Genomic DNA, 22,830 nt, shown 5'->3' with positions numbered 1-22,830 from the left:
CGGTTCGAGCACCAGGAAGGCAGGGGGTCCGCTGTGCTGTTGCGTCTGCCCACGTCCGTGACGGAAGCCCGGAAATGCCTGGCGGAGGGGGCCGTGCCGATCGGCGGGGCGACCCTCGTGTGGGCCGCATGGCAGCGGGACGGATTCCCCGACCTCGCGATGTCGCTCCGCGAACTGCCGGAGGCCAACGTCCTGGGGCGGGACACCCTGGGCGGCGCCGTGATCCTGCACCGCGTCGACACCACGGTCCCCGACGTCCTGCGGCTGGCCGCCGCCACCGTCGGCACCGGTGCCGTACGCCGGACGGCGACCGTCGGCGGCAACATAGCCGGCAGCACGCTGCGTTGCCTGCTGCCCGCCGCCCTCGTCCTGGACGCCCGGGCGACGGTCCTGGAGCCCGAGGGCGTCCGTGAGGCCGACCTGGCCGAGGTGGTCGCCAAGCGTCCCGTGCTGCTCAGCCTGCGCTGGCGGCCGCCCGTCTCCTCGGCGTACCGCAAGCTGCCCGGTGCGGCCGGTGCGGCGCCGCCCCTGGTCGTGGCCTCGGCCCTGCACGCCGAGCACGGGGCACCCGACCGCGTGCGGGTCGCCGTACGGGACGGCTACGACGTCCTCGGCGGCACCGCCCACCGCGAGCCCCACGCCGAGGCGACCCTCGACGCGCTGCGCGGCACGGCCCTGGGCGACCTGCCGGCCGCCGCGTGGGAGGTCGTACGAACGCAGGTCGCCGACCTCCTGGCGGACCGCGGCTGACGACTGACGGCACGGCTGTTTGCCGTCTCCGCAAAGAAGTTGGCCGGCCGGCGTCGCCCTGCCCGAGCCTGATCCGGTACGACCCGCGTACCGGAGAGGCGGACGACGACCGTGACGACGACTTCCCCTGCTCACCCCCCGGCTGCTCATCCACCGGCTGCTCATCCACCGGCTGCTCACCCCCCGGCTGCTCATGCACCGGCGCTCGGCAGACGCAGACGCTGGACGGTGCTCGCCGTCTGCTGCCTGAGCATGTTCCTGGTGGGCCTGGACACCACCATCGTCAACGTCGGCCTGCCGGCCATCGGACACGGCCTGGACGTGGGGACACGCGGCCTGGAGTGGACCGTGGACGCGTACACCGTCGTCCTGGCCGGGCTGCTGATCTCCTCCGGCGCGCTGGCGGACCGCTTCGGGCGCCGGCGGGTGTTCCAATGGGGGCTGACCGCCTTCGGCCTGGCCTCGCTGGCCTGCGCGCTGGCCCCGTCGGTGGGTGCGCTGGTCGCGGCCCGCGCGGTGCAGGGAGTCGGCGCCTCGATGCTCAGTCCCGTGGCCCTCGCCATCGTGGTGAACGCCATGCCCGACCCGCGTGAGCGGGCGCAGGCGATCGGCGTCTGGGCCTCGGTGTTCGGGCTCAGCATGGCGGTCGGCCCGGTCGCCGGCGGTGCCCTCGTCGCGGCCCTCGGCTGGCGGTCGCTGTTCTGGATCAACGCGCCGGTCATCGTGGCCGCCCTCGTGCTCAGCGCGGTGTTCGTACCCGAGTCCCGGGCCGGTCGGACGCGGCGGCCCGACGTTCCGGGGCAGCTCCTGCTGACCATGACGATCGGCGCCTGGGTCGGCATCCTCATCGAGGGGCCCCGCGTCGGCTGGACCTCGCCGGTGGTGGCGGTCGCGTGCGCGCTCGCCACCGCGTCCACGGCGGGATTCGTGTGGCTGGAGTGCCACCGGGACGAACCGCTCATCGATCCCCGGCTGTTCCGCGGGGCCGCCTTCAGCGGTGCGGTCCTCGGTGCCGTGGCCGTGTTCGTCGCCCTGAACACGGCACTGCTGCTCAACACCCTCTACCTGCAGCACGCGCGGGGATTCACCCCGCTGGCCGCCGGAACCGCGACCCTGCCCATGGCGCTCGGGGCGACCGTCTGCGCGCCCTGGTCGGGCCGTCTGGTCGGCCGCGGCGGCCCGCGGCTGCCGCTGTGCCTGGCGGGCGGCTTCCTCACCGCGGGCGGGCTCTGCCTGGCCGGCCTGGAACAGGACACGAGCGTCCTCCTGCTGCTGTTCGCCTACCTGGTCATCGGCATCGGGTTCGGTTTCGCCAACGCGCCGCTCACCCACACCGCAGTCAGCGGACTGCCGCCCGCCCGCGCCGGCGTGGCGGGTGCGATCACGTCGACCGCACGACAGATCGGCGCCGCCCTCGGCATCGCCCTCGCCGGTGGCCTGGTCGCGGACACCGGCCCGGCAGGACTCGCCCACGCCTCCCGTCCGGGCTGGCTGCTGGTCGCCGCCTGCGGACTCGTCGTCCTCCTCGTCGCCCGCGCCGCGCGGCCGAAGTCCCCCGCGCGGAACGGGCTGCCCGGTACGGCGCCGTCCCTGGCGCGCACACGCTGAGCATCCCGCGGGCGGGCGGTCGCCGGGCCGCCCGGTGGCGTGCCATCGTGGCCGACATGACCGGAGAGACGCCTACGGCGCGTTCGGCGGGCTCGGCGGGCAGGGACTCGGTGAGCTCGGCGGGTACGGCGAGCCCGGAAGGTTCGGCGGGCTCGGCGGCAGACCCGGACGTGGCCGTGCTGGTGGGGCTGCAGGCCGCCGGGAAGTCCACCTTCTACGCGCACGTCCTGGCCGACCGGTACGAGCTGGTCAGCAAGGACCGGTTCCCGCGCGGCGCCCGGAACAAGCAGGTCCGGCAGATGCGGCTGCTGGCGGAGCACCTGTCGGCCGGCCGGGCCGTCGCCGTGGACAACACCAATCCCTCGCCGCAGGAGTGGGGCCCGCTGGTGGAGGCGGCCCACGCCCATGGAGCGACCGCGACGGCGTACTGGTTCCCGCCCGACGCCGAGGGCTCCCTCCGGCGCAACGCCGCGCGCCGGGGCCGCGACCGGGTCCCCGACGTCGGCGTCCTGGCCACGCTGAAGCGGCTGCGCAGACCGTCGGTGGCGGACGGCTTCGACGCGGTGCACGAGGTGCGGTTCGACGGACGGGGAGGCTTCGAGGTACGACCCTGAGGCGCCGGACACCGGTTCAGCTGCCGGACTTGTCGTCATTGCATCACTTCGTCCCCCACTTCGTATGCGTGTGCCAAGAGCGCCACGGACCCGGAAACACAAGGTCGGCAGGGCCTACCGATTCGACGGCCGACGGGATACCCCTGGAAGGGACGGTCTCCGCCGAGGCCGCTTCCCCGTGGAAGGAGTCCAGCCGTGGACGGATGGTTCGTGGACGACCGCTGCACCAACTGTGATGTGGCCCGGCAGTTCGCGCCCGGGCTGATCGACGAGGCCGAAGGGAAGTCGCGGATCCTGCGCCCGCCGGCCGACGAGGCGGAGAACCGGCGCTTACACGCCGCGGTCTTCGCCTGCCCCACCCGCTCGATCCGCCCCGTGACCGGCCGGGCGGACGAGTCGCTGGACCCGTTCCCGCTCGCCCTGGACGACGGTGTACTGATCTGCGGGCACAACTCGCCCCGCACCGCGGGCGCCAACTCCTACCTGCTGCTGCGGCCCTCCGGCACCGGCATGATGATCGACACCCCCCGATGGAGCCGTGCGCTGGCCGACCGCTACACGACCCGCGGCCCCGTCACGGACGTGCTGCTCACCCACCGCGACCACGCGGCACACGGCCGCCGTTACGCCGACCACTTCGGTGCCCGGCTGTGGATCCACGAGGGCGACCTGGACGCCGCCCCGGACGCCGACCGGGTGATCCGCGGACTCGACCCCCTGGAGATCGCCGAGGGCGTCACCGCCCACCCACTCCCCGGACACACCCCGGGCAGCGTGCTCTACCTCGCCGACGACCGCTACTGCTTCACCGGCGACAGCTTCTACTGGTCCCGTACGACCGGTGACCTGGAGGTCGCCGAGAGCGTGACCTGGTACTCCATCGAGGAGCTGGCCGCATCCCTGGCCAGGACGGCGGCGCGGCTGCGCTTCGAGTGGGTCCTGCCGGGCCACGGGGACCGGCGCCGGCTGCCGGCCGACGAGATGGCCCGCCGCCTGCACGGCCTGACGGAGCGCACGCGCCTGCTGCGTCCCCGCCCGATCGATTTCACGGCCGTCCGCTGGTGACGGCCGCCCCGCCGGTTCTCGGCACGCGCATCGGCGTCGAGCCGCGCCGGCCGCGGCGGAGGGTACGCGCCGGCGCGCAGGTCGGTGCGAAGGCCGGCCGGTCTCACCTGACGGCTCCGCCGGTCACCCCGGCGCTGACATGGCGCTGGACGAGGACGAGCAGTGCGGACGCGGGGAGGGACGCCGGCACCGCGGTGGCCATGATCGCGTTCCGCCGGTTCGTGTGGGCGCCGATGTACTCGTGGAGGTGCGATTTCCTGTGAGGTGTCCCACGGACCCTTGGCGTGGCCGAAAGATGTACCTAAGTTCGGTCATATGTCCGACCTTGATGCCGCACCGCCCACCGAGCCGATGAACTTCGCCGTGGACCTCACCAGCCATGAGATGACCCGGCGCGCCCACGTGATGGAAGCGCTCGGCGCCGACTGGGACCCGGTCGAGGCGGTGCGCGGCGAGGAGGAGGCGTACGACCTGCTGTACTCGGACCTCGACGAGGAACAGCAGCGCATCTACGACACCCTCGTGGCGGCCGGTGTCCTCCCGCGCCGGGGGAGCGGCCGTGCTGCCGCTTGATCCCCAGGCGGACATCGGGCGCCGCGCGTGGGTCACCTGCCCGCATTGCGAGGACCACCGGGACTGCTCCACCTGCCGGGAGGGGCGCAGGTGCCGGGACCACTGGCGCTACCTCCTCTCCAACACCGGCAGCCTGCTGCACCTCCAGTGCCCCTCCTGCACTCGGGTCTGGGACCACGAGACCGGCTTCGGCGCCACCCGCACCGGCCGGCCCCACGGGAGCAGCGGCCTCTGACGCCGGGGGCGCGCGGCGTGCGCCACGCCGAGCCCGCACACCCGTACCTTCCGGTGGGCCGCGCGCGTGTGCCGGGGGCGACGTGCCGGTGCGGTGATTTGCCTCCGTGCGGGACACCGGCCACCGTGGGCCGGTGATTCTTGTTCCGGGCTGGGTGTGGGAGCGGGGGCCGGTGGGCCGGGGTGTCGGCGGGGGTCTCGCCGCCGGTGTCTTCTGCGGCGTCTTCGTCCTCCTGGAGTCCGGGTCGTGGTGGGGCGCCGCCGTCGCCTTCCTCGTGCTGAGTCCGTTCTCCGGGATCCGGGTGGCGCGCCGCATGGACCGCCTCTGGCCGGAGGCCCGGTCTCTGAGCGGCGCCGACCGCGCGGCCGTGGTCCGCGCCACCCGGCGGGGCGAGGCTGTCGGCGACCCCCGGCTGGCGCCCTCGGTCGTCGGGTACGCCGCCGCGCTGTACAGGGCGGCGGTGGAGGACCGGTTGCCCCGCTGGGCCGTCCTGCTCGTCACCGCGCTCGTGGGGGCCCTCGCAGTGCTCGACTCCGTGACCGGCTCCCCCGGTGAGATGGCCGCCTCGTGGCTGGTGGCCGCCCTCGTCCTGGCCGAGCTGGTGTGGGGACCCCGCCGACGCCGACGCCTGCTGTCCCGTGCCGAGCGGGCGGCGGAGTCGGCCGGTCCGTGACCCGTCAGCGCGGTTTCGCACATGACCGAGGCTCACGGCGACCGTGGGCTCCGGGTTCAGCGTCGTCGCCTTCGACCGTCGTGACCGCCCCGGCGGCGGTCCGTGCGGGCACCTCGTGCACCGACGTGCCGGCGGGGCCGGGGGGAGCGGCTTGGTGACGAGCGCACGGGACGTGGTCCGAAGAAGAAGTCGCGAGTAGGTCGCCGCGGCGTCATGGCCGGTCCGGGCGCATGATGGTTGAATGTAGAACAATTACTGGGGGGGAGAGAGAACCCCATGACTGGGGGAGAGAATCATGACTGGGTGGAGAGGTGGCCCCCGATGAGCAATGTCGAAGCCGAGCCCGTCGAAGTGCGCTGCGGCACGGCGGTGGACGACGCGCCGGCGGACCGGACGCCGCGGGTCGAGGTGCTGACCCCGCGCGACGTCCCGCTCGGCGGCCCCCGGGCGATGACCGTGCGGCGCACGCTGCCGCAGCGGGCCCGGACCCTGATCGGAGCGTGGTGCTTCGCCGACCACTACGGCCCCGACGACGTCTCGCGGACCGGAGGCATGGACGTCGCCCCGCATCCCCACACCGGGTTGCAGACCGTGAGCTGGCTCTTCAGCGGGGAGATCGAGCACCGCGACAGCCTCGGCAGCCACGCCTTCGTACGGCCCGGCGAGCTGAACCTCATGACCGGCGGGTACGGCATCAGCCACTCCGAGGTCTCCACCCCGCGCACCACCGTCCTGCACGGCGTCCAGCTGTGGGTGGCCCTGCCGGAGGAGCACCGCGCCGCCCCGCGGGACTTCCAGCACTACGTTCCCGAACCCGTGCGCACCGACGGCGCCGAGATCAGCGTCTTCCTTGGTTCCCTCGCGGGTTCCGCCTCCCCGGTGCCGACCTTCACGCCCCTGCTCGGCGCCGAGATCGTCCTGGCCCCGGGCGCGGCCGTCACGCTCGCCGTGGACCCAGGCTTCGAGCACGGGCTCCTGGTCGACCAAGGAGCCGTCCGCGTCGCGGACGTCGTCCTCGACGCCGCCGAGCTGGGTTACGTCCACCCCGGCCCCCGCAGCCTGACCCTCGCCAACGAGTCGGACGGCGCCGCGCGGGCGGTCCTCCTCGGCGGAACGCCTTTCGGGGAGGAGATCGTCATGTGGTGGAATTTCATCGGCCGCAGCCATGAGGACATCGTCAGGGCGCGCGAGGAATGGCAGAACTCCTCCGATCGCTTCGGCGCCGTCGAGGGATATCCGGGGGACCGCCTGCCCGCGCCCGTCCTGCCCCACGCGACCATCAGGCCGCGCGGGAATCCGCCGCGTCACCGTCACCCCGAGGACGGCATCCGATGAGCCGGGCCGCCACCGTTCCCGTGGTCGAGCACGCAGCCGCGAGAAACCGCTGCGAATCCTTGTCGACGGCGAGCGTGCCGGCCTGACCGCCACCGCGACCGCGGCGCGCAGCGCGTCTTCCACCACACCGGGATCGACGACGCCTTCGCCGGACGGGCACCGGCCTCCCGGCTGGTCCAGGAGGCGCTCACCGACGTACGGAACTCCGGGAAGCGCATCGTGAAGCCCGGTCGCCGACCTGATCCGCGAGGCGGTCCGCGCGACGAGCTGACCGCCCCGGGGAACGACCGCGCGGACGCCTCCCCCGTACAGCGCCCGCGCGGTCTCGCGTCCCGTCCGGCCGACCCGGGAGTCCCGGCAGAGGAGCATGGCCCGGCGCGGGAGGAAGGCGTTGCGAGGCGAGGTGGTGATTCGGCGGCCCTCGGCCGAACGACTCGAACCGACCACGCCATGACACACCGTCACCTCATGATTACCCTGTGCATGTGATCGGGTCATGGGGCAGTACGGGCGGGCGCCCCGGGCGTTGTCGTCACGCCGCGCTCCTCGTGGGGCTGGTGCTGGTGATCGCCGCCCATCTCTGCGGCACGGTGCACGCCAGCTCCTTCACTGGTTCCACCGGTTCGCATCCGACCGTCTCCGCGGCGCCGCACGTGCCGCCGATGGCGGACGGCACCGGCAGTCGGGGTGCGTCCCAGCCGCCTCCGCAACACCGGCACGCGGCCGACGGACACGCCGACCACACGGCGGACCGCCCGCGCCCCGCCCTGGACGACACAGGGCTCGGCGACGAGGCGGACCAGTCGCTCCACACCGTCGTGTCGCACAGGCGCATCACGGACACCGCCCGGCGCAGGCCGCCCGGCACCCCCCGTCCCTGCGGGACCGGCCCCTCACTGGCTGTCGTCTGCGTGCTGCGGCAGTAGGCCCGCGCTCGCACGCCCCGGACCCGGTCCGGGACGAGAGTCCCCGGTCCGAGGCGTACCCGCGCGCCCTGCCCCCCTCGCACAGCGCCCGCCGTACAGCCGCCGAGCGCGAAGGAGCCGTACGCCCATGCACCTCTCCCTGCCCGCCTGCCCCACCGAACCCGTCGGCACCCGCACCTCCCGTCGCCGGGCCGCCCGGCGCGCCGCCCACCTCGTCGGCGACACCCCCGTCCTGTGGGTGGACGAACCCTTCTCCCCGCCAGGCCGTGGCTTCCACGCCAAGCTGGAAGGCGCCAACCCCGGCGGCCTCAAGGACCGGCCCGCCCTGCACATGATCCGCGAGGCCCGCCGGCGCGGTGAACTCGCGCCGGGCGCTCCGATCGTGGAGTCCTCCAGCGGGACGCTCGGACTCGGCCTCGCCCTGGCCGGACTGACCCACGGGCACCCGGTGACCGTCGTGACCGACCCGGGCATGGAACCGGCCGTGGCCCGCCTCCTCACCGCGCGGGGCGCACGGGTCGTCCAGGTCATCGCGCCGCACGCGGAGGGCGGCTGGCAGGAGGCGCGCCGCGCCCGGGTCGCCGAGCTCCTGGCCGGCATGCCGGGCGCGTACTGCCCGGATCAGTACCGCAACCCCGACAACGTCGCCGCCTACCGGCCGCTGGCCGCCGAGCTGATCGCCCAACTCGGCCGCGTGGACGTCCTGGTGGCGGCGGTCGGTACGGGCGGACACTCGGCCGGGGTCTCCGCCGTGCTGCGCGAGGCCTTCCCGTGGCTGACGCTCATCGGGGTGGACTCGGTCGGCTCGGCGGTCTTCGGCCAGCCGGCGGGGCCGCGGCTGATGCGCGGCCTGGGGTCCAGCATCCATCCGGACAACGTCGACTACGACGCCTTCAGCGAGGTCCACTGGGTGGCCCCGGACGAGGCGGTCTGGGCCTGCCGCGCACTCGCCCGCCGCCACTACGTCTCCGGCGGCTGGAGCGTCGGAGCGGTGGCGCTGGTCGCCGGGTGGGCGGCGCGCACCCACCCCGCCGGCACCAGGATCGCCGCGATCTTTCCCGACGGCCCGCACCGTTACCTCGGCACGGTCTACGACGATGCCTGGTGCCACGAACACGGTCTCCTCGGACGGACACCACCCCCCGAGCCCGACGACATCACCGAGCCGGACGCACGCCGGGTGACCCGGTGGACCCGGTGCGACCGAGTCCGCGATCCGCTCGCGCGTGAGCGACGGAAGGCGCGTGACCGGGAAGCCGCCGGTGTGGGGTTGGGGGTCCGGGGCGACGGTGGAGGCCGGGCGGGCGCGGCGGTTCGGACGATGACGGGGGATCGGGCAGGGGGCCAGGTGGGGGACCAGGTAGGGGCGGGAGGCCGGGCGGAGGCTCGGGTGCAGGCGGGGTACCACGCGGAGGCGGGCGGCCAGGTGATGGCAGAGGGCCAGGAGGTCCGGCCGGAGGAGGGGGGCCGTGCCGAGAGCGCGATCCGGGCGGGGACGGGGGGCGGGGCTCAGGGTGGAGTCCGGGTGGAGGCGCAGGTGCGGGTGACGGCGGGAGCCCAGGAGGGGCCAGGACTCCGGGAGGGCTCGGGAGTCCGGGAGCGGTCAGGGGTCCAAGAGGGGCCAGGAGTCCGGGAGGAGCCGGGAAGCCGGGCGGAGGCGGCGGCCCGGCCCGGGAGCGGGGCCCGGGTGGGGGCCGGGAGCCCGGAAAGGGCAGGAACCCGGGCCGAGCCGGGGAGCCAGGCGGAGACAGGGACGCGAACGAAGGCGGGGAGCCGGTGAGGCGGCTCTGGGCCCAGGTGGCCTCCTTCGACCGGCCGGCCCGCCTGCTGATGGTGAACCAGTTCGCCATCAACCTGGGCTTCTACATGCTCATGCCCTACCTGGCCGACCATCTCGCCCACGGCCTCGGCCTCGCAGCCTGGGCGGTCGGACTGGTACTGGGCGTCCGCAACTTCTCCCAGCAGGGCATGTTCCTCGTCGGCGGCACCCTCGCCGACCGCTACGGCTGCAAGCCGATGATCCTGATCGGGTGCGCCCTGCGAGCGGTCGCCTTCACCCTGCTGGCGGTGGCCGGCTCCCTGCCCGCCCTCGTGGCGGCGTCGGCGCTGACCGGCCTGGCGGGGGCGTTGTTCAACCCGGCCGTACGGGCGTACCTCGCGGCGGACGCCGGACAGGAACGGCGGGTGGCGGCGTTCGCCGCGTTCAACGTCTTCTACCAGGCGGGCATCCTGGTCGGCCCGCTCGCCGGACTCGCCCTGCTGACCTGGGACTTCGGTGCAGTCTGCACGACAGCGGCGCTCATCTTCGGCGCCCTGGCCGTCCTGCAGTCCCGCGCCCTGCCCGCCCGTCCCCCCGCCTGCCGTGGCAACGGGCCCACCGACTGCGGCGGAGAACCCGCCGACCGCGACACTGAACGAGCCGGCCGTGAGGGCGAACCCCTCGCCCGTGGCAGCGAACCCCTCGGCCGTGACGGTGAGCCCGTCGGCGGGGACGGCAAACTCGCTCGCCACGACAGTCAACGCGTCGACCGGGACAGCGAACTCGCCCACCGCGGCAGTCAGCCCGCCGGTCGCGACAGTGAACGCGTCGACTGCCACGGCGGATCCGCCGACCTTGGCAGCGAACACGTCGACCACGACGGCGGATCCGCCGACCGTGGCAGTGAACGCGCCGGTTGCCACGGCGGACCCGCCGACCGCGGCAGCGAGTCCGTCGGCCGTGACAGCCGACCCGCCTGGCGGGCGGTCGCCGCCGACTGGCGCTCCGTCGTCGCCAACCGCCCCTTCCTCCTCTTCGCGGCCGCCATGAGCGGTTCGTACGTCCTGTCCTTCCAGGTCTATCTCGCCCTTCCGCTGTACGCCCGCGCACTCTTCGGTGACCGCACCGGTCCGGTCACCGGTGCGGTCTTCGCCGCCTCGGCGCTGGCCGCGCTCGCGGGCCAGTTGAAGCTGACCGCCTGGGCCCAGCGCACCCTGACCGGCCCGCAGACCGTCGCCTGCGGGCTGGCGGTCATGGGAGCCGCCTTCCTGCCCCTGCTGCCCCGGTCGCCCGGCGCCCCGGCCGGGGCCGTCGCCCTGACGCTGTGCGCGGTCCTGCTCGCCTGCGGCGGGGCGCTGCTGTACCCCTTCGAGATGGACACCGTCGTACGGCTCTCCGGAGACCGGCTCGTCGCCACGTACTACGGCGCCTACAACACCGCCTCCGGCATCGCGGTCTCTCTGGGCAACCTCGCCGTCGGGGCGCTCTTCGACACCGGGGTGCGCTGGCTGCCGTGGGCCGTCCTGGCCGCGACCGGGCTCGGCTGCGCCGCGCTGGTCGCACGTCTGCATCAGACCGGACACCTGCGGGCCGGCCCGGCTCCGGCGCCCGGATGACCTGCACGGGACGGGGGAGGGGGCTTTACCTGTGACCCGTCAGCGTGCGCCGGGAAGCCCATGTCGTCCTGCCGGCACCACCGCCGGCAGCTGCCACTCCCGCGGGACGGTCGCCGAAACCTTGGCCGCCTGCACCGCCACGCCGACGAGCGCCCTGGAGGCTTCTTCGCCCACCGGGCCGCCTGCGGCAGCGAGACCTTACGAGGCGGCAACTGTCATGTGCACGGAAGGGGGTTATCTGGCACGGCCGACCGGATCGGCTCCATGCGCCACGACGGGTTCACCGCTCTCACCGCCGAGGACGAGCGGCTCGCGTTCACCGAGGAGCCGACCTGGGTCGAGCGCAGCGGGCGGGAGGGGACCCACGAGGTGCGCGGGATCCAGGTCCACTCGGTCGACGGCGAGGCCGGCGCCTGGGCGCCGGACTGGTCGGTCCGGCTCACCCACGTCCGCGCGCCCGGGCCGCGTCACCACCCGGGCCGGCCGGCCCTGCACTCCCGCTCGCGTTCCCGGCCGTCAGGGCAGCGTCCGGCACAGCAGGGCCGCGGGGCCGGGGCTGCTGCCCAGGCGGGTGGTGAAGGCGATACCGGCGGCGTACTCGGCCGTCCTGCACTGGCCCTTGTAGGCGCCGTAAGCGAAGTCCCCGCCGGCCGTGTCGGCGGGGCGGTTGTCGGACCGGTCGAACCAGACCGTACGTCCCGGCCCCGCCAGTCCGGCCCGGGCCGGCGCGCACAGCGCCGCCGACACGCGTGCGCCGCGCAGGCTGTAGCCGATGAGGAACTGCCCTGCCGGGCACTGGTACTTGGTGTGGCCGGATGCCCAGTCACCGCCGGCCGGCACGTACCGCTCGTCGGTGACGACCGTCTGGCGCGCGTCCGCGGCCCGCAGGTCACCGGTGCCGGCGTCGGTGCACAGGCCGCGCCCGCCGGTGTGGCCCAGCCCGGCCAGTCGCGTGCCGTCGGGGCAGGCGGCCTTGAACGCTCCCGGGTCCCAGTCCCCCGTGCCGCGCACGCGAAGCGACGCCACCGCGTCGCCGTGGTCGGTGCTGAGCATGCGCCAGAGCGGTACGGACGCCACGGGACCGGTCCTGCCCGGCGCGGTCATCAGGCGCTGCCATGCGGCGGCGCGCCAGTCGCCGGGGTCGAGGATGCCCGAGCGGCGCCCCGCGCTGTCGTAGCGCAGCAGCGCCCAGTCGTCGTGTCCCTCGAAGCCGACCAGCGGCCAGAACGCGAAGTCGGCGTCATGCTCGGCGAAGTGGTCCACCACGGTGCCGAACCAGGCCCGGGCGGCAGGATGCGTCTCGTTCGCACCGATGCCGAACTCGCTCACCCAGACGGGAGCGGTGTGGTGCCGGCCGCCCTCCTCCACGAAGAACGCCTCGTCGTCCAGGGCCGCGGCCAGCTCCCTGGGGGACAGGTCCTGGTAACGGGGGTCATGGGTCTCGCCGATGCCGGTGGCGCCGCTGTGGTGCGGACCGGTGTAGCCGTAGAAGTGGGCGGAGTAGACCAGCTTGCGGGGGTCCACGAGGGTGTGTGAGAGGGTGCGGGCGGGAGTGAGCACCGGCCGTCCGTGCGGGAGCCCGTCGACGGGCACACCGGTCCAGTTGATGCCTTCGATCACGATGAGGAGCCGCGGGTTGCCCTCGGTGAGGATGCGGTCGGCGGCCAGCCGTGCCGCGCCGTACCAGTCGTGGTCGTCGCCCAGGCCCCAGTTGGGGTCGTCCAGCACGTCACGCCGGACCTCGTTGTAGAGGTCGGCGCCGACCACGCGCGGGACGGAGGCGTAGCGGCGGGCCATGAACACCCAGTCGTCGGCCCATCGCGCGGTGGACTGCCCGCTGTTCCACCGTTCGTTGCCGTCGATGCCGCAGCACCACCGCGAGGTGACGGTGTGGTTGTTGAGCACCACGGCGAACCCGCTCCGGTCGAGCGCGTCGACCACCGCGTCGTAGATCTCCAGCGGTGTCCGGCCCCGGAGTCCAGGATTGGCCGCCACGGCGTTGTCCGGTACGGGAGCCGTGCTGTGGATCATCTCGTCCGAGAACGGCAGCCGGATGGTGTTGATCCCCAACTGGTGGAAGTCGTCGAGCAATCGGGTGAGCGGAGCTCGGTCCAGGCCGAGGGGTATGCCGTGGGAGTCCTGCCCGGCGTGATGGTTGGCCGGGTCGTCGGCACTGCCGGTGCCCGTCCATGAGCCCTGTGCGCCGTCCCAGTTGGCGCCCTTCAGCCGGAAGCGGTTGCCCTGGGCGTCGACGACGTAGCGTCCCCGGGTGGACAGCGGGGCGGACCAGGACACCTGGTCCGCCGTGTCGGCGGCGGCCCGCGCGGTGGTGGAGTGCGGGCGTACGGCGGCGGAGGCCACGGTGGCCGTGGCGGCCGGACCGGCCGTGTTGGACAGGGCGTTCGTGGAGGCCGGGGCGGTTGTGGCCGTGGTGGCCGTGGTGGTCGTGAGCAGCAGGCCCGCGGTGGTGACGGCGAGCCGCAGCACGGCTGGTGGCATCGGCATGAGGCAGCCCTTGGGGGTCGGAGGCGGGGGAAACCGGGCGGCCGGGCGAGGGCGCCACCCGGCCGGGCGGGGTGTCCACCACGGTGCACCGTGCAGGAAAGGGCCAGGAAGGTCAATCGCCGGAGACGGAGGCCGCTTCCCGCCCCCTTGACGCGCTGCTGGTCCGTACCTATGGTCTCGCTCAACTCGCCCGTTCAGTAAGCCGTATGGCGTTCACATATGAGGACGGATCAGATGCAGGACATACCCGCCCGACGCCGCCGTAAGTCCCCGCGCTCCGCTCTCGCCCTCACGGCGGCCACCGCCCTGCTCGGCGCCGGACTGCTCTCCTGGCCCGGCACCCAGCGGGCGGAGGCGGCACCCGCGGTCTTCGCCCACCCCGGCGTCACCGTCTCCCGCGCTCAACTCGACTTCGCCCGCGGCAAGGTGCTGGCCGGCGCCCAGCCCTGGAAGAGCGCCTACGACCAGATGGCGGCGAGCGCGTACGCGAGCCTCAGCCGCACGCCCAAGCCTCGCGCCGTGGTCGAGTGCGGTTCGTACTCCAACCCCAACTACGGCTGCACCGACGAACGCGAGGACGCCATCGCGGCCTACACCGACGCGCTCGCCTGGTACATCACCCGCGACGAGCGTTACGCCAAGAAGGCGATCGAGCTGATGGACGCCTGGTCCGCCGTGCTCCAGGACCACACGAACAGCAACGCGCCGCTGCAGACAGGATGGGCGGGCTCCTCCTGGCCGAAGGCCGCCGAGATCATCAAGTACACGTACACCGGCACCTGGGCCAACTCCGGCCGCTTCGCGACCATGCTCCGCAACGTCTACCTGCCCGAGATCATCAACGGCTCGAACTCCAACGGCAACTGGGAGCTGTCGATGATGGAGGCGGCCGTCGGCATCTCCGTCTTCCTGGAGGACAAGGCGTCGTACGACACGGCCATGGCCAAGTTCCGCACCCGCACCGCCGCGTACGTCTACCTCGCCTCCGACGGCGACCTGCCGAAGACGGTGCCGAGCCAGAACCTCAACACCCGCGACAAGATCGTCTCCTACTGGCAGGGCCAGTCCACTTTCGTCACCGGCCTCACCCAGGAGACCTGCCGCGACTTCACCCACACCGGCTACGGCATCTCCGCCATCTCGCACGTCGCCGAGACCAGCCGGATCCAGGGCCAGGACCTGTACGGCACGGACGTCGGCGAACGGCTGCGGCAGGCGCTCGGCTTCCAGGCCAAGTACGAACTGGGCGCCGCCGTCCCGAGCTGGCTGTGCGGCGGGTCCGTCAAGCGGGGGCTGGGCCCGGTCACCGAGGTCGGCTTCAACGCCCTGCACAACCGCCTGGGCATCGCCATGACCAACACGCAGACCCTGACCGCACAGAACCGTCCGGCCGGCAGCAACAACCTCTTCGTCGCCTGGGAGACCCTCACCCACGGAGACAACCCGAACTGATCCGGCGGGGGAGGCGGCTGGAGAATCCGGCGCCGTCGGCGTCGGGCCCGGCCCTGAAAAACGGCGACTCGAAGCGCCTCAGCCGCCTGACCGGCCGGAGTCTTCAGCGCCCCTCCTCGCGCCGCCCGCGGTCCGGACCCGGCGCACACGCGGCGTGGCCCGGGCCATCTCCCCGGCCCACGCCGCATGTCGTGTCTGTGCGTCTGTCTGCCTGTGTGTCTGTCTTGTCCGTCTGTCCGTGTGTCCGTTCGGAGCCTCCCCGCCTGCTCAGAGTGGCGTCGGGCCGCCGTCTCCCGGCTTGACCCGGCCGCGCCAGCTGCCGGACTCCGCGCCGCGCTCCTCGATGAACTCCTTGAACCGCTTCATGTCGCCCTTGACGCGCCGGTCGATCGTGCCCAGCAGGTCCGCGGTCCGCTCCATGGCTCCGCTGGGTTCGACGTCCATCACCAGCTCGACCTTGGTGTGGGCGTCGTCCAGGCGCTCGAAGCGGACCGTGCCCTTCTGGTGGGTGTCGCCGCTGGTGGTGCGCCAGGTGATGCGTTCGTCGGGCAGCTGGTCGACGATCTCGGTGTCGAACTCCCGCCGTACGCCGCCGATCTTCGTGGTCCAGTGATTGTGCCGGTCGTCCAGTTGCCTGACCTCCTCGACGCCTTCCATGAAGTTCGGGAAGTCCTCGAACTGCGTCCACTGGTTGTAGGCGGTGTGCAGCGGAACCTCGACTTCCACCGCTTCCCTGACCGTGCTCATCTCGGCGCCTCCCATGGTCGGTGCTTCGTTGCACCCGGCGAGTACCCGGGGTACCGGCGGTTATGAGCGCCGACTGCCGCTCCGACCCGATCTTTCGCACCGTGAGGGAATGGCTACGGAGTGTGCGGACGGGCGTCGCCACCCTTCGGACGAGGGTACGGATCCAGCCACCGCCCCCTCTTCGGGCCACCGCGCTGACGTGGTGTTTTACAGTGGCTTCACCAGTTTCGGCGACAGGACCTGTGAGGTAATCCCGATCATGCCGTCTGAGACCTTCGAGTTTCAGGTAGAGGCCCGTCAGCTGCTCCAGCTGATGATTCACTCGGTCTATTCGAACAAGGACGTCTTCCTGCGGGAGCTCGTGTCCAACGCCTCCGACGCGCTGGACAAGCTGCGCCTGGAGAAGCTGTGGGACGACTCGCTCGACGCCGACGTGTCCGACCCGCACATCGAGATCGACGTCGACAAGGAGGCCCGTACCCTCACCGTGCGGGACAACGGCGTCGGCATGACGTACGACGAGGTCGGACAGCTCATCGGCACGATCGCCAACTCGGGCACCGCGAAGTTCCTCCAGGAGCTGCGGGACGCCAAGGACAAGGCCGGTGAGGAGGGGCTCATCGGCCAGTTCGGCGTCGGGTTCTACTCCGGCTTCATGGTGGCGGACGAGGTCACCCTGCTCACCCGGCGCGCCGGCGAGACCCAGGGCACCCGCTGGACGTCGCGCGGCGAGGGCACGTACACGCTGGAGACGGTCGACGACGCCCCGCAGGGCACGTCGGTCACCCTGCACCTCAAGCCGGCCGACCCGGAGAACCAGCTCCACGACTACACCTCCCCGTGGAAGATCAGGGAGATCGTCAAGCGGTACTCCGACTTCATCACCTGGCCCATCCGCATGGTGCCCGAGAAGTCCGGCGAGAGCGACGAGGCGCCCGAGCCCGAGACGCTCAACTCGATGAAGGCACTGTGGGCGCGGCCGCGCGACGAGGTGTCCGACGACGAGTACCACGAGCTGTACAAGCACATCGGCCACGACTGGCGCGACCCGCTGGAGACGATCCGGCTCCAGGCGGAGGGCACCTTCGAGTACCAGGCCCTGCTGTTCCTCCCCGCCCACGCCCCCCACGACCTGTTCACGCGCGACTTCAAGCGCGGGGTGCAGCTGTACGTCAAGCGCGTGTTCATCATGGACGACTGCGAGGCGCTGCTGCCGCCGTACCTCCGCTTCGTCAAGGGCGTCGTCGACGCGGCGGACCTGTCGCTCAACGTGTCCCGCGAAATCCTGCAGCAGGACCGCCACATCGAGATGATGCGGCGACGGCTGACGAAGAAGGTCCTGTCCACGGTCAAGGAGATGATGACCAAGGACAAGGAGCGGTACGACACGTTCTGGCGGGAGTTCGGCACGGTCCTGAAGGAGGGACTGGTCACCGACTCCGAGAACCGTGACGCCATCCTCGCCGTCGCCTCCTTCGCCAGTACGCACCACGAGACCGAGCCGACCACCCTCAAGGGCTACGTGGAGCGGATGAAGGACGGTCAGGAGGACATCTACTACCTGACCGGCGAGTCCCGGCAGAGCATCGAGAACTCCCCGCACATGGAGGCGTTCCGGGAGCGCGGCATCGAGGTGCTGCTGCTCACCGACCCGGTGGACGAGGTGTGGGCGGACGCCGTCGGCGAGTACGAGGGCAAGAAGCTGCGCTCCGTCGCCAAGGGCCGGATCGACCTCGACGCCAAGGACGAGGACACCTCCGACGAGGAGAAGGAGAAGCAGACCGAGGACTACGCCGGGCTGCTCGGCTGGATGAAGGAGCAGCTGGACGAGGACATCAAGGAGGTGCGCCTGTCCTCCCGCCTCACCGTCTCCCCGGCCTGCGTCGTCTCCGACGCGCACGACCTGACCCCGGCCCTGGAGAACATGTACCGCGCCATGGGCCAGGAAGTGCCCCGCGCCAAGCGGATCCTGGAACTCAACCCCGACCACCAGCTGGTCAAGGGACTCAACCAGGCCTACAAGGAACGCGAGGACCGCACGGAACTCGCCGAGACCGCCGAGCTCCTGCACGGCCTGGCGGTGCTCGCCGAGGGCGGTCAGCCGAAGGAACCCGCCCGCTTCGTCAAGCTGATGGCGGACCGCCTGGAACGCGCGCTGTAACCCGGCCCGCCGGGCGCCTGCGTCCTGCCCGGGGCACGCCCCCCGGGCAGGACGGGCGGTTTTCGAGAGGCGCGTCCGCCCGAGTTCTCCGTGAGTCCCGCATTGGCATGGACCTGACGCACAGCGGCGGCTAGGCTCTGTCCCGCCACACATGAGAGCGCTCTCAGACATCGGCTGTTCCACCCCACCCCTGGAACGACGAAGGGCAACTCCCATGAGACGCACACGACTTGCGCGTACCGCACTGGCCACGCTGCTGCTCCTCGGCGGTCTGGCCACGGCGGGAACGATCCCCGCGGCGGCAACAGGCCCCACCGCGCCCACCTCACCCACCGGGACCACCGGGTCCACTTCGTCCCCCGTGTCCGCCAAGCCCGCCTCCGACGGACTCCTCGCGGCCATGCGGCGCGACCTCGGCCTCACGCGGCAGCAGGCCGAGACGCGGATCGCGGCCGAGCGGACCGCCGCCCTGCTCGCTCCGAAGGCGCGCCGGACGGCCGGCGAGGCCTACGCGGGCTCCTGGTTCGACGCCGCGCGGGGCCGCCTGACGGTGGCGCTCACCCCGGACGCCTCGCCGGACACGCGCCGCGCGCTCAGGGCGGCCGGCGCAGAGATCCGCACGGCCGCCCACACGGCCCGCCAACTGGACGCCGCCAAAGCACGCATCGACCGGCTGTCCGCCCCGTCCGGGGTCAGCGGCTGGCACGTCGACCCGGTGGCCGGCACGGTGGTCGTCGACATCGTGCGCGGGGACCGCTCTGACAACGATGTCCGACGCTTCGTGTCCCGCGCCCGCGAGACGGGGCCCGTCACGGTCAGGACCGTCTCCGCGGCGCCGCGGACCTTCGCCGCGGGAACGGTCGGCGGTGACCCCTACTACACGGGCAACGTCCGCTGCTCCATAGGCTTTTCGGTGTACGGAGGCTTCGTGACCGCCGGGCACTGCGGCTCGCCCGGCGCCGGGGTCAGCGGCTGGGACGGCTCGTACATCGGCACGTTCCAGGGCTCCTCGTTCCCGGACAACGACTACGCCTGGGTGAGCGTGGGCAGCGGCTGGTGGACGGTCCCGGTGGTGCTGGGCTGGGGCACGGTGCCCGACCAGTTGGTGCGCGGCTCGGCCGTGGCGCCCGTCGGTTCCTCCGTCTGCCGCTCGGGATCGACCTCGCACTGGCACTGCGGGACGGTCCTGGCGACGAACGAGACCGTCAACTACAGCCAGGGCGCGGTGCACCAGCTCACGAAGACGAGCGTGTGCGCCGAACCCGGGGACTCCGGCGGGTCCTTCATCACCGGCGACCAGGCCCAGGGCGTCACCTCGGGCGGCTGGGGCAACTGCACCGGCGGCGGCGAGACCTGGTTCCAGCCGGTCAACGAGATCCTCGGCCGGTACGGCCTGACCCTGCACACGTACACCGGCTGAGAACTCGTCCACATACCGGCTCAAGCCGCGTACCGCGGCGAAGAGTTCGAACCACGTGCCGGCTCAGGCCACGTGCACCGGCTTGAGCCGCGTACACCGGCCGAGCGCCGGAAGACGTGCACCGGCTTCACCCGCGTACACCGACCGAGCGCCCGCACACGTACACCGGCCCGAGCCGCGTACACGTACAGCCGCGTAGACCTACACCGGCCTGAGCCGCGTACACCGGCACAAGCCCCACCCCGGCGCCCGGCCCTCCCACCGACCCTTCGCGGTCCCGCCCGGGGCTCCGCGCGCACAGCGGCGGAGCCCCGTCCAGGTTCCGTGCCGACCATGGAGCAGACACGTGCCGAGACCTCCGTCCCGCAGCGCCCCCTCACCCCTCCGGCCGGACCAGGCCGTTCCGCGCCTGTGCCGCCTCCTGGCCGCCGTGGTGGTGACGGTGCTGGCCGTCACCAGCCTCCTCGCGGCCGGGGCACCCCCGTCGCGGGCCGCAGCGTCCTGGACGCCCGCGCCCGCCCCCATGTCCACGCCCTGGACCGACCGGGTGCCGGTGGACCATCCCCTGCCCGAATACCCCCGTCCGCAGCTCACCCGGCCCGACTGGGCCAGTCTGAACGGCGTCTGGGACTTCGCCGTCACCTCCCGCGACGCCGGGCAGCCGGCCGCGTTCGACGCGCGGATCCGCGTACCGTTCGTACCGGAGTCCGCGCTCTCCGGCGTCCAGCGCGAGATCACCGCGAGCGACAGACTCTGGTACCGGCGCACCTTCACCGTGCCCGCCGGCTGGGACGGCCGCCGAGTCCAGCTCAACTTCGGTGCCGTCGACTGGGAGACGACCGTCTGGATCAACGGCCGGCAGGCGGGCGCCGTGCACCGCGGCGGCTACGACGCCTTCACCTACGACATCACGCCCCTGCTGAACCGCGGCACCAACACCGTCGTCGTGTCGGTGTACGACCCGACCGAGACCGGCGGCCAGGCCATCGGCAAGCAGCGCGTCCAGGACGTGACCCCGCACCCCGGCCACAGCATCGTCTACACCGCCTCCTCGGGCATCTGGCAGACCGTCTGGCTGGAGCCGACACCGACGGCGCACATCACCCGGCTCGACATGGTCCCGCACCTGGAGGACGGCACCCTGCGCGTGACCGTGCGCGGCAGCGGAGCCGCCGCCGGCGCCGGCGTCAGGGTCACCGTCTCCGACGGCGGTACGACGGTCGCGAGCGCCGACGGCACGGTCGGAACCGAACTCTCGGTCCGGGTGCCCGACGCCCACCTGTGGTCGCCGGACGACCCGTTCCTGTACGACGTCACCGCCCGGCTCGCCGGCAGCCCCGGCGGCGACAGGGTCGGCGGCTACGCCGGCATGCGCTCGATCGCCGTCAAGGAGGTGAACGGCGTGCGCCGGCCGGTCCTCAACGGGCGGTTCGTGTTCCAGACCGGCACCCTTGACCAGGGCTACTGGCCCGACGGCATCGCCACCGCGCCCACCGACGACGCGCTGAGGTTCGACCTGCAGAAACACAAGGACCTCGGCTTCAACATGGTCCGCAAACACATCAAGGTGGAACCGCAGCGCTGGTTCTACTGGGCGGACCGGCTGGGGCTGCTGGTGTGGCAGGACATGCCGTCCATGGACAGCGGCAAGACCCCGGACGACGCGGCCCGCGCCCAGTGGGAGAGCGAGTACCGCGCCGTGGTCGACCAGCACCGCAGCTCGCCCGCGCTCATCCAGTGGGTCGACCAGAACGAGGGCTGGGGCCAGTACGACCAGGCGCGCATCGCCGACATGGTCAAGGCCTACGACCCCTCGCGCCTGGTGGACAACATGAGCGGCGTCAACTGCTGCGGCGCCCGGGACGGCGGCAACGGCGACGTGGTCGACAACCACAACTACGTCGGACCGGGCAACACCCCGACCGAGCGGGTGCGCGCCTCGGTGCTGGGGGAGTACGGCGGACTCGGCTACCGGGTCGCCGGCCACGAGTGGTACCCGGGCGGCGGATTCAGCTACGAGGACCAGCCGAGCCTGTCCGCCCTCGACGACCGCCTCGTCGGACTGCTCGACGGCATCCGCGAGAACGCCATGCCCGCAGGCGGACTGTCCGCCTCCGTCTACACACAGATCACCGACGTCGAGAACGAGACGAACGGCCTGGTGACCTACGACCGCCGGGTCGTCAAGGTGGACGAGGCCCGCGTCCGCGCGGCCAACCAGGCGCTCGTCGCCGCCTCCCGAGAGATCGGCCCACCGGTGAGTCTGCCCCTGGAGGAGTACGTCTCGATCCGCGTCACCACGCCCGGCCACACCGACCGCTACATCCGTCACCAGGACGGACTCGGCGCCACCGCGGTGGTCGACTCCGGCAGCAGTGACCTGCTGAAGCAGGACGCCACCTGGAAGGTGCGGCCGGGACTCGCCAACAAGCTCTGCTACTCCTTCGAGTCGCGCAACTACCCCGGCGAGTACCTGCGGCACCGCGACTTCCGGGTCCGCCGCGAGGCCGGCGACGACTCCGCGCTGTACAGGGCCGACGCCACCTGGTGTCCCGTGCGCGGCGACGGCGGCATCAGACTCTCCGCGGCCGGCTTCCCCGGCCAGTACCTGCGGCACATCAACGCCGAACTCTGGCTGGCCCGGTCCGGAGGGACACACACCTGGGACGACCCGAACCTCTTCACCGAGGACACCACCTGGTCCGTCGAAGCCCCCTGGGCACCCTGAGCGGCCGGCGGTCTACTCCGCGCCGAGTACGCCGGGTTACTCCGGCCGCCGGACGGCAGCACGGGCCTCCTCCGGCACCGTGGCGTGCATGAAGTTGAGCCGACCCGCTCGCCGGGCCTCCCTCGTCGTCCATGTGGCCGCCTCCGCGAGCTGGCTCGGGCTCACGCTCGGGCTGCTCGCCCTCGCCGTCACCGCCACCGAGACCGGATCGGCGGTGACGGCCGAGGCATCCGTCCGGGCGATGAAGCTCTTCGCGGACTGGCTGCTGCTCCCCCTCGCGTTCCTCACCTTCCTCAGCGGTGTCCTGCTGTCCGTGGGCACACCCTGGGGACTGGCCCGCCACCGGTGGGTGTTCACGAAGTTCTGGCTGACCCTCGGCGCCACCGCCGCCACGGCCTTCGCCCTGCGGCCGGGGCTTAACTCGGCGGTCGCGGACATCACGGCGCACACCGCGGCGGGCGGGCCACTGCCCGGCCCCGGCGACCTCCTGCCGGGCCCGGTCGTCTCCCTGTCGGCCTACCTCTTCATGGCGGTGATCTCCGTCCTCAAGCCCTGGGGCCTCACCAGGCGCGGCAGGAACCACCGCACCGCCTCCCGCACACCGGCGCCGGCCTCGGGCGCGGCCGGGCAGGCGGGTGGCGCGCGTTGAGCATGTCCGTGGGT

General features: G+C 72.6%; 18 protein-coding genes and 3 pseudogenes. 18 read left to right on the top strand and 3 right to left on the bottom strand.

What is annotated here, in order from left to right:
* The first annotated feature begins 33 nt into the window (after nucleotides 1-33).
* From ACZ7N4_RS28595 to ACZ7N4_RS28580, 4 genes are all read left to right on the top strand, one after another.
* Nucleotides 34-750 carry an FAD binding domain-containing protein gene (locus ACZ7N4_RS28595; RefSeq protein ID WP_471363255.1) on the top strand — a complete coding sequence of 239 codons (717 nt, stop codon included), beginning with the start codon at nucleotides 34-36 and terminating at the stop codon, nucleotides 748-750.
* A 228-nt stretch (nucleotides 751-978) separates the two neighbouring features.
* Nucleotides 979-2,358, top strand: coding sequence for an MFS transporter (locus ACZ7N4_RS28590; RefSeq protein ID WP_471363252.1), 1,380 nt, complete (start codon nucleotides 979-981; stop codon nucleotides 2,356-2,358).
* Between the two features lie 56 nt (nucleotides 2,359-2,414).
* Nucleotides 2,415-2,972, top strand: coding sequence for an AAA family ATPase (locus ACZ7N4_RS28585; RefSeq protein ID WP_471363246.1), 558 nt, complete (start codon nucleotides 2,415-2,417; stop codon nucleotides 2,970-2,972).
* A gap of 195 nt (nucleotides 2,973-3,167) precedes the next feature.
* Nucleotides 3,168-4,037, top strand: a complete 870-nt coding sequence (locus ACZ7N4_RS28580; RefSeq protein ID WP_471363243.1) for an MBL fold metallo-hydrolase — start codon at nucleotides 3,168-3,170, stop codon at nucleotides 4,035-4,037.
* 103 nt (nucleotides 4,038-4,140) lie between these two features.
* Here the strand turns inward: ACZ7N4_RS28580 and ACZ7N4_RS28575 are convergent.
* Nucleotides 4,141-4,284: pseudogene (locus ACZ7N4_RS28575) on the bottom strand (carbohydrate ABC transporter permease); the annotation flags it as partial.
* Between the two features lie 68 nt (nucleotides 4,285-4,352).
* Between ACZ7N4_RS28575 and ACZ7N4_RS28570 the strand changes: the two are divergent.
* The 9 genes and pseudogenes from ACZ7N4_RS28570 to ACZ7N4_RS28530 form a co-directional block, all read left to right on the top strand.
* Nucleotides 4,353-4,610, top strand: coding sequence for a DUF6400 family protein (locus ACZ7N4_RS28570; RefSeq protein WP_471363238.1), 258 nt, complete (start codon nucleotides 4,353-4,355; stop codon nucleotides 4,608-4,610).
* A complete protein-coding gene (locus ACZ7N4_RS28565; protein WP_471363235.1) occupies nucleotides 4,597-4,845 on the top strand; it encodes a hypothetical protein in 249 nt (82 codons plus the stop codon). The genes ACZ7N4_RS28570 and ACZ7N4_RS28565 overlap by 14 nt, the downstream gene beginning before the upstream one ends.
* Nucleotides 4,846-4,978: 133 nt before the next feature.
* Nucleotides 4,979-5,518 carry a hypothetical protein gene (locus tag ACZ7N4_RS28560; protein WP_471363233.1) on the top strand — a complete coding sequence of 180 codons (540 nt, stop codon included), beginning with the start codon at nucleotides 4,979-4,981 and terminating at the stop codon, nucleotides 5,516-5,518.
* Nucleotides 5,519-5,839: 321 nt separating this feature from the next.
* The gene (locus ACZ7N4_RS28555; protein WP_471363230.1) at nucleotides 5,840-6,853 is read left to right on the top strand and encodes a pirin family protein; all 1,014 of its coding nucleotides are present in this window, start codon (nucleotides 5,840-5,842) and stop codon (nucleotides 6,851-6,853) included.
* Between the two features lie 132 nt (nucleotides 6,854-6,985).
* Complete coding sequence (locus tag ACZ7N4_RS28550; RefSeq protein WP_471363316.1) at nucleotides 6,986-7,342, top strand: GNAT family protein; 357 nt, start codon at nucleotides 6,986-6,988, stop codon at nucleotides 7,340-7,342.
* Nucleotides 7,339-7,779, top strand: a complete 441-nt coding sequence (locus ACZ7N4_RS28545) for a hypothetical protein (RefSeq protein WP_471363227.1) — start codon at nucleotides 7,339-7,341, stop codon at nucleotides 7,777-7,779. Before ACZ7N4_RS28550 ends, ACZ7N4_RS28545 begins: the two co-directional genes overlap by 4 nt.
* A 127-nt stretch (nucleotides 7,780-7,906) precedes the next feature.
* Nucleotides 7,907-9,031, top strand: a pseudogene (locus ACZ7N4_RS28540) (PLP-dependent cysteine synthase family protein); the annotation flags it as partial.
* A gap of 524 nt (nucleotides 9,032-9,555) precedes the next feature.
* Entirely contained in the window at nucleotides 9,556-11,154 is a 1,599-nt protein-coding gene (locus ACZ7N4_RS28535; RefSeq protein WP_471363224.1) for an MFS transporter, read from the top strand.
* A 60-nt stretch (nucleotides 11,155-11,214) separates the two neighbouring features.
* Nucleotides 11,215-11,598: pseudogene (locus ACZ7N4_RS28530) on the top strand (DUF6807 family protein); the annotation flags it as partial.
* Nucleotides 11,599-11,670: 72 nt separating this feature from the next.
* Here ACZ7N4_RS28530 and ACZ7N4_RS28525 read toward each other — a convergent pair.
* Nucleotides 11,671-13,659: a glycoside hydrolase family 5 protein gene (locus tag ACZ7N4_RS28525; RefSeq protein WP_471363222.1), complete on the bottom strand. Its 1,989-nt coding sequence runs from the start codon at nucleotides 13,657-13,659 to the stop codon at nucleotides 11,671-11,673.
* 234 nt (nucleotides 13,660-13,893) lie between these two features.
* Between ACZ7N4_RS28525 and ACZ7N4_RS28520 the strand changes: the two genes are divergently transcribed.
* The gene (locus ACZ7N4_RS28520) at nucleotides 13,894-15,111 is read left to right on the top strand and encodes an alginate lyase family protein (protein ID WP_471363219.1); all 1,218 of its coding nucleotides are present in this window, start codon (nucleotides 13,894-13,896) and stop codon (nucleotides 15,109-15,111) included.
* A gap of 267 nt (nucleotides 15,112-15,378) precedes the next feature.
* Here the strand turns inward: ACZ7N4_RS28520 and ACZ7N4_RS28515 are convergent, their stop codons facing one another.
* Nucleotides 15,379-15,858 (bottom strand): SRPBCC family protein, encoded by a 480-nt coding sequence (locus ACZ7N4_RS28515; RefSeq protein ID WP_471363216.1) that lies wholly within the window; start codon nucleotides 15,856-15,858, stop codon nucleotides 15,379-15,381.
* A 259-nt stretch (nucleotides 15,859-16,117) separates the two neighbouring features.
* Between ACZ7N4_RS28515 and htpG the strand changes: the two genes are divergently transcribed.
* The 4 genes from htpG (at nucleotide 16,118) to ACZ7N4_RS28495 (ending at nucleotide 22,816) form a co-directional block, all read left to right on the top strand.
* Complete coding sequence (gene htpG / locus ACZ7N4_RS28510; RefSeq protein ID WP_471363214.1) at nucleotides 16,118-18,019, top strand: molecular chaperone HtpG; 1,902 nt, start codon at nucleotides 16,118-16,120, stop codon at nucleotides 18,017-18,019.
* A gap of 214 nt (nucleotides 18,020-18,233) precedes the next feature.
* Nucleotides 18,234-19,439, top strand: coding sequence for a S1 family peptidase (locus ACZ7N4_RS28505; protein WP_471363211.1), 1,206 nt, complete (start codon nucleotides 18,234-18,236; stop codon nucleotides 19,437-19,439).
* Between the two features lie 433 nt (nucleotides 19,440-19,872).
* Nucleotides 19,873-22,167, top strand: coding sequence for an AbfB domain-containing protein (locus tag ACZ7N4_RS28500; RefSeq protein WP_471363313.1), 2,295 nt, complete (start codon nucleotides 19,873-19,875; stop codon nucleotides 22,165-22,167).
* Nucleotides 22,168-22,255: 88 nt separating this feature from the next.
* Nucleotides 22,256-22,816: a DUF2269 domain-containing protein gene (locus ACZ7N4_RS28495; RefSeq protein WP_471363207.1), complete on the top strand. Its 561-nt coding sequence runs from the start codon at nucleotides 22,256-22,258 to the stop codon at nucleotides 22,814-22,816.
* The last annotated feature ends 14 nt before the right edge of the window (nucleotides 22,817-22,830 follow it).

This window comes from Streptomyces sp. NPDC107654, assembly GCF_055639035.1.
Note: the sequence above shows the minus strand (reverse complement) of the source record. Positions and strands in the feature narration are given on the sequence as shown.

Coding starts and splice junctions, on each gene's coding strand:
- ACZ7N4_RS28585 (WP_471363246.1), top strand. CDS start 2,415: ATGACCGGAGAGACGCCTACGGCGCGTTCGGCGGGCTCGGCGGGCAGG.
- ACZ7N4_RS28570 (WP_471363238.1), top strand. CDS start 4,353: ATGTCCGACCTTGATGCCGCACCGCCCACCGAGCCGATGAACTTCGCC.
- ACZ7N4_RS28555 (WP_471363230.1), top strand. CDS start 5,840: ATGAGCAATGTCGAAGCCGAGCCCGTCGAAGTGCGCTGCGGCACGGCG.
- ACZ7N4_RS28525 (WP_471363222.1), bottom strand. CDS start 13,659: ATGCCGATGCCACCAGCCGTGCTGCGGCTCGCCGTCACCACCGCGGGC.
- ACZ7N4_RS28520 (WP_471363219.1), top strand. CDS start 13,894: ATGCAGGACATACCCGCCCGACGCCGCCGTAAGTCCCCGCGCTCCGCT.
- ACZ7N4_RS28515 (WP_471363216.1), bottom strand. CDS start 15,858: ATGAGCACGGTCAGGGAAGCGGTGGAAGTCGAGGTTCCGCTGCACACC.
- htpG (WP_471363214.1), top strand. CDS start 16,118: ATGCCGTCTGAGACCTTCGAGTTTCAGGTAGAGGCCCGTCAGCTGCTC.
- ACZ7N4_RS28505 (WP_471363211.1), top strand. CDS start 18,234: ATGAGACGCACACGACTTGCGCGTACCGCACTGGCCACGCTGCTGCTC.
- ACZ7N4_RS28495 (WP_471363207.1), top strand. CDS start 22,256: ATGAAGTTGAGCCGACCCGCTCGCCGGGCCTCCCTCGTCGTCCATGTG.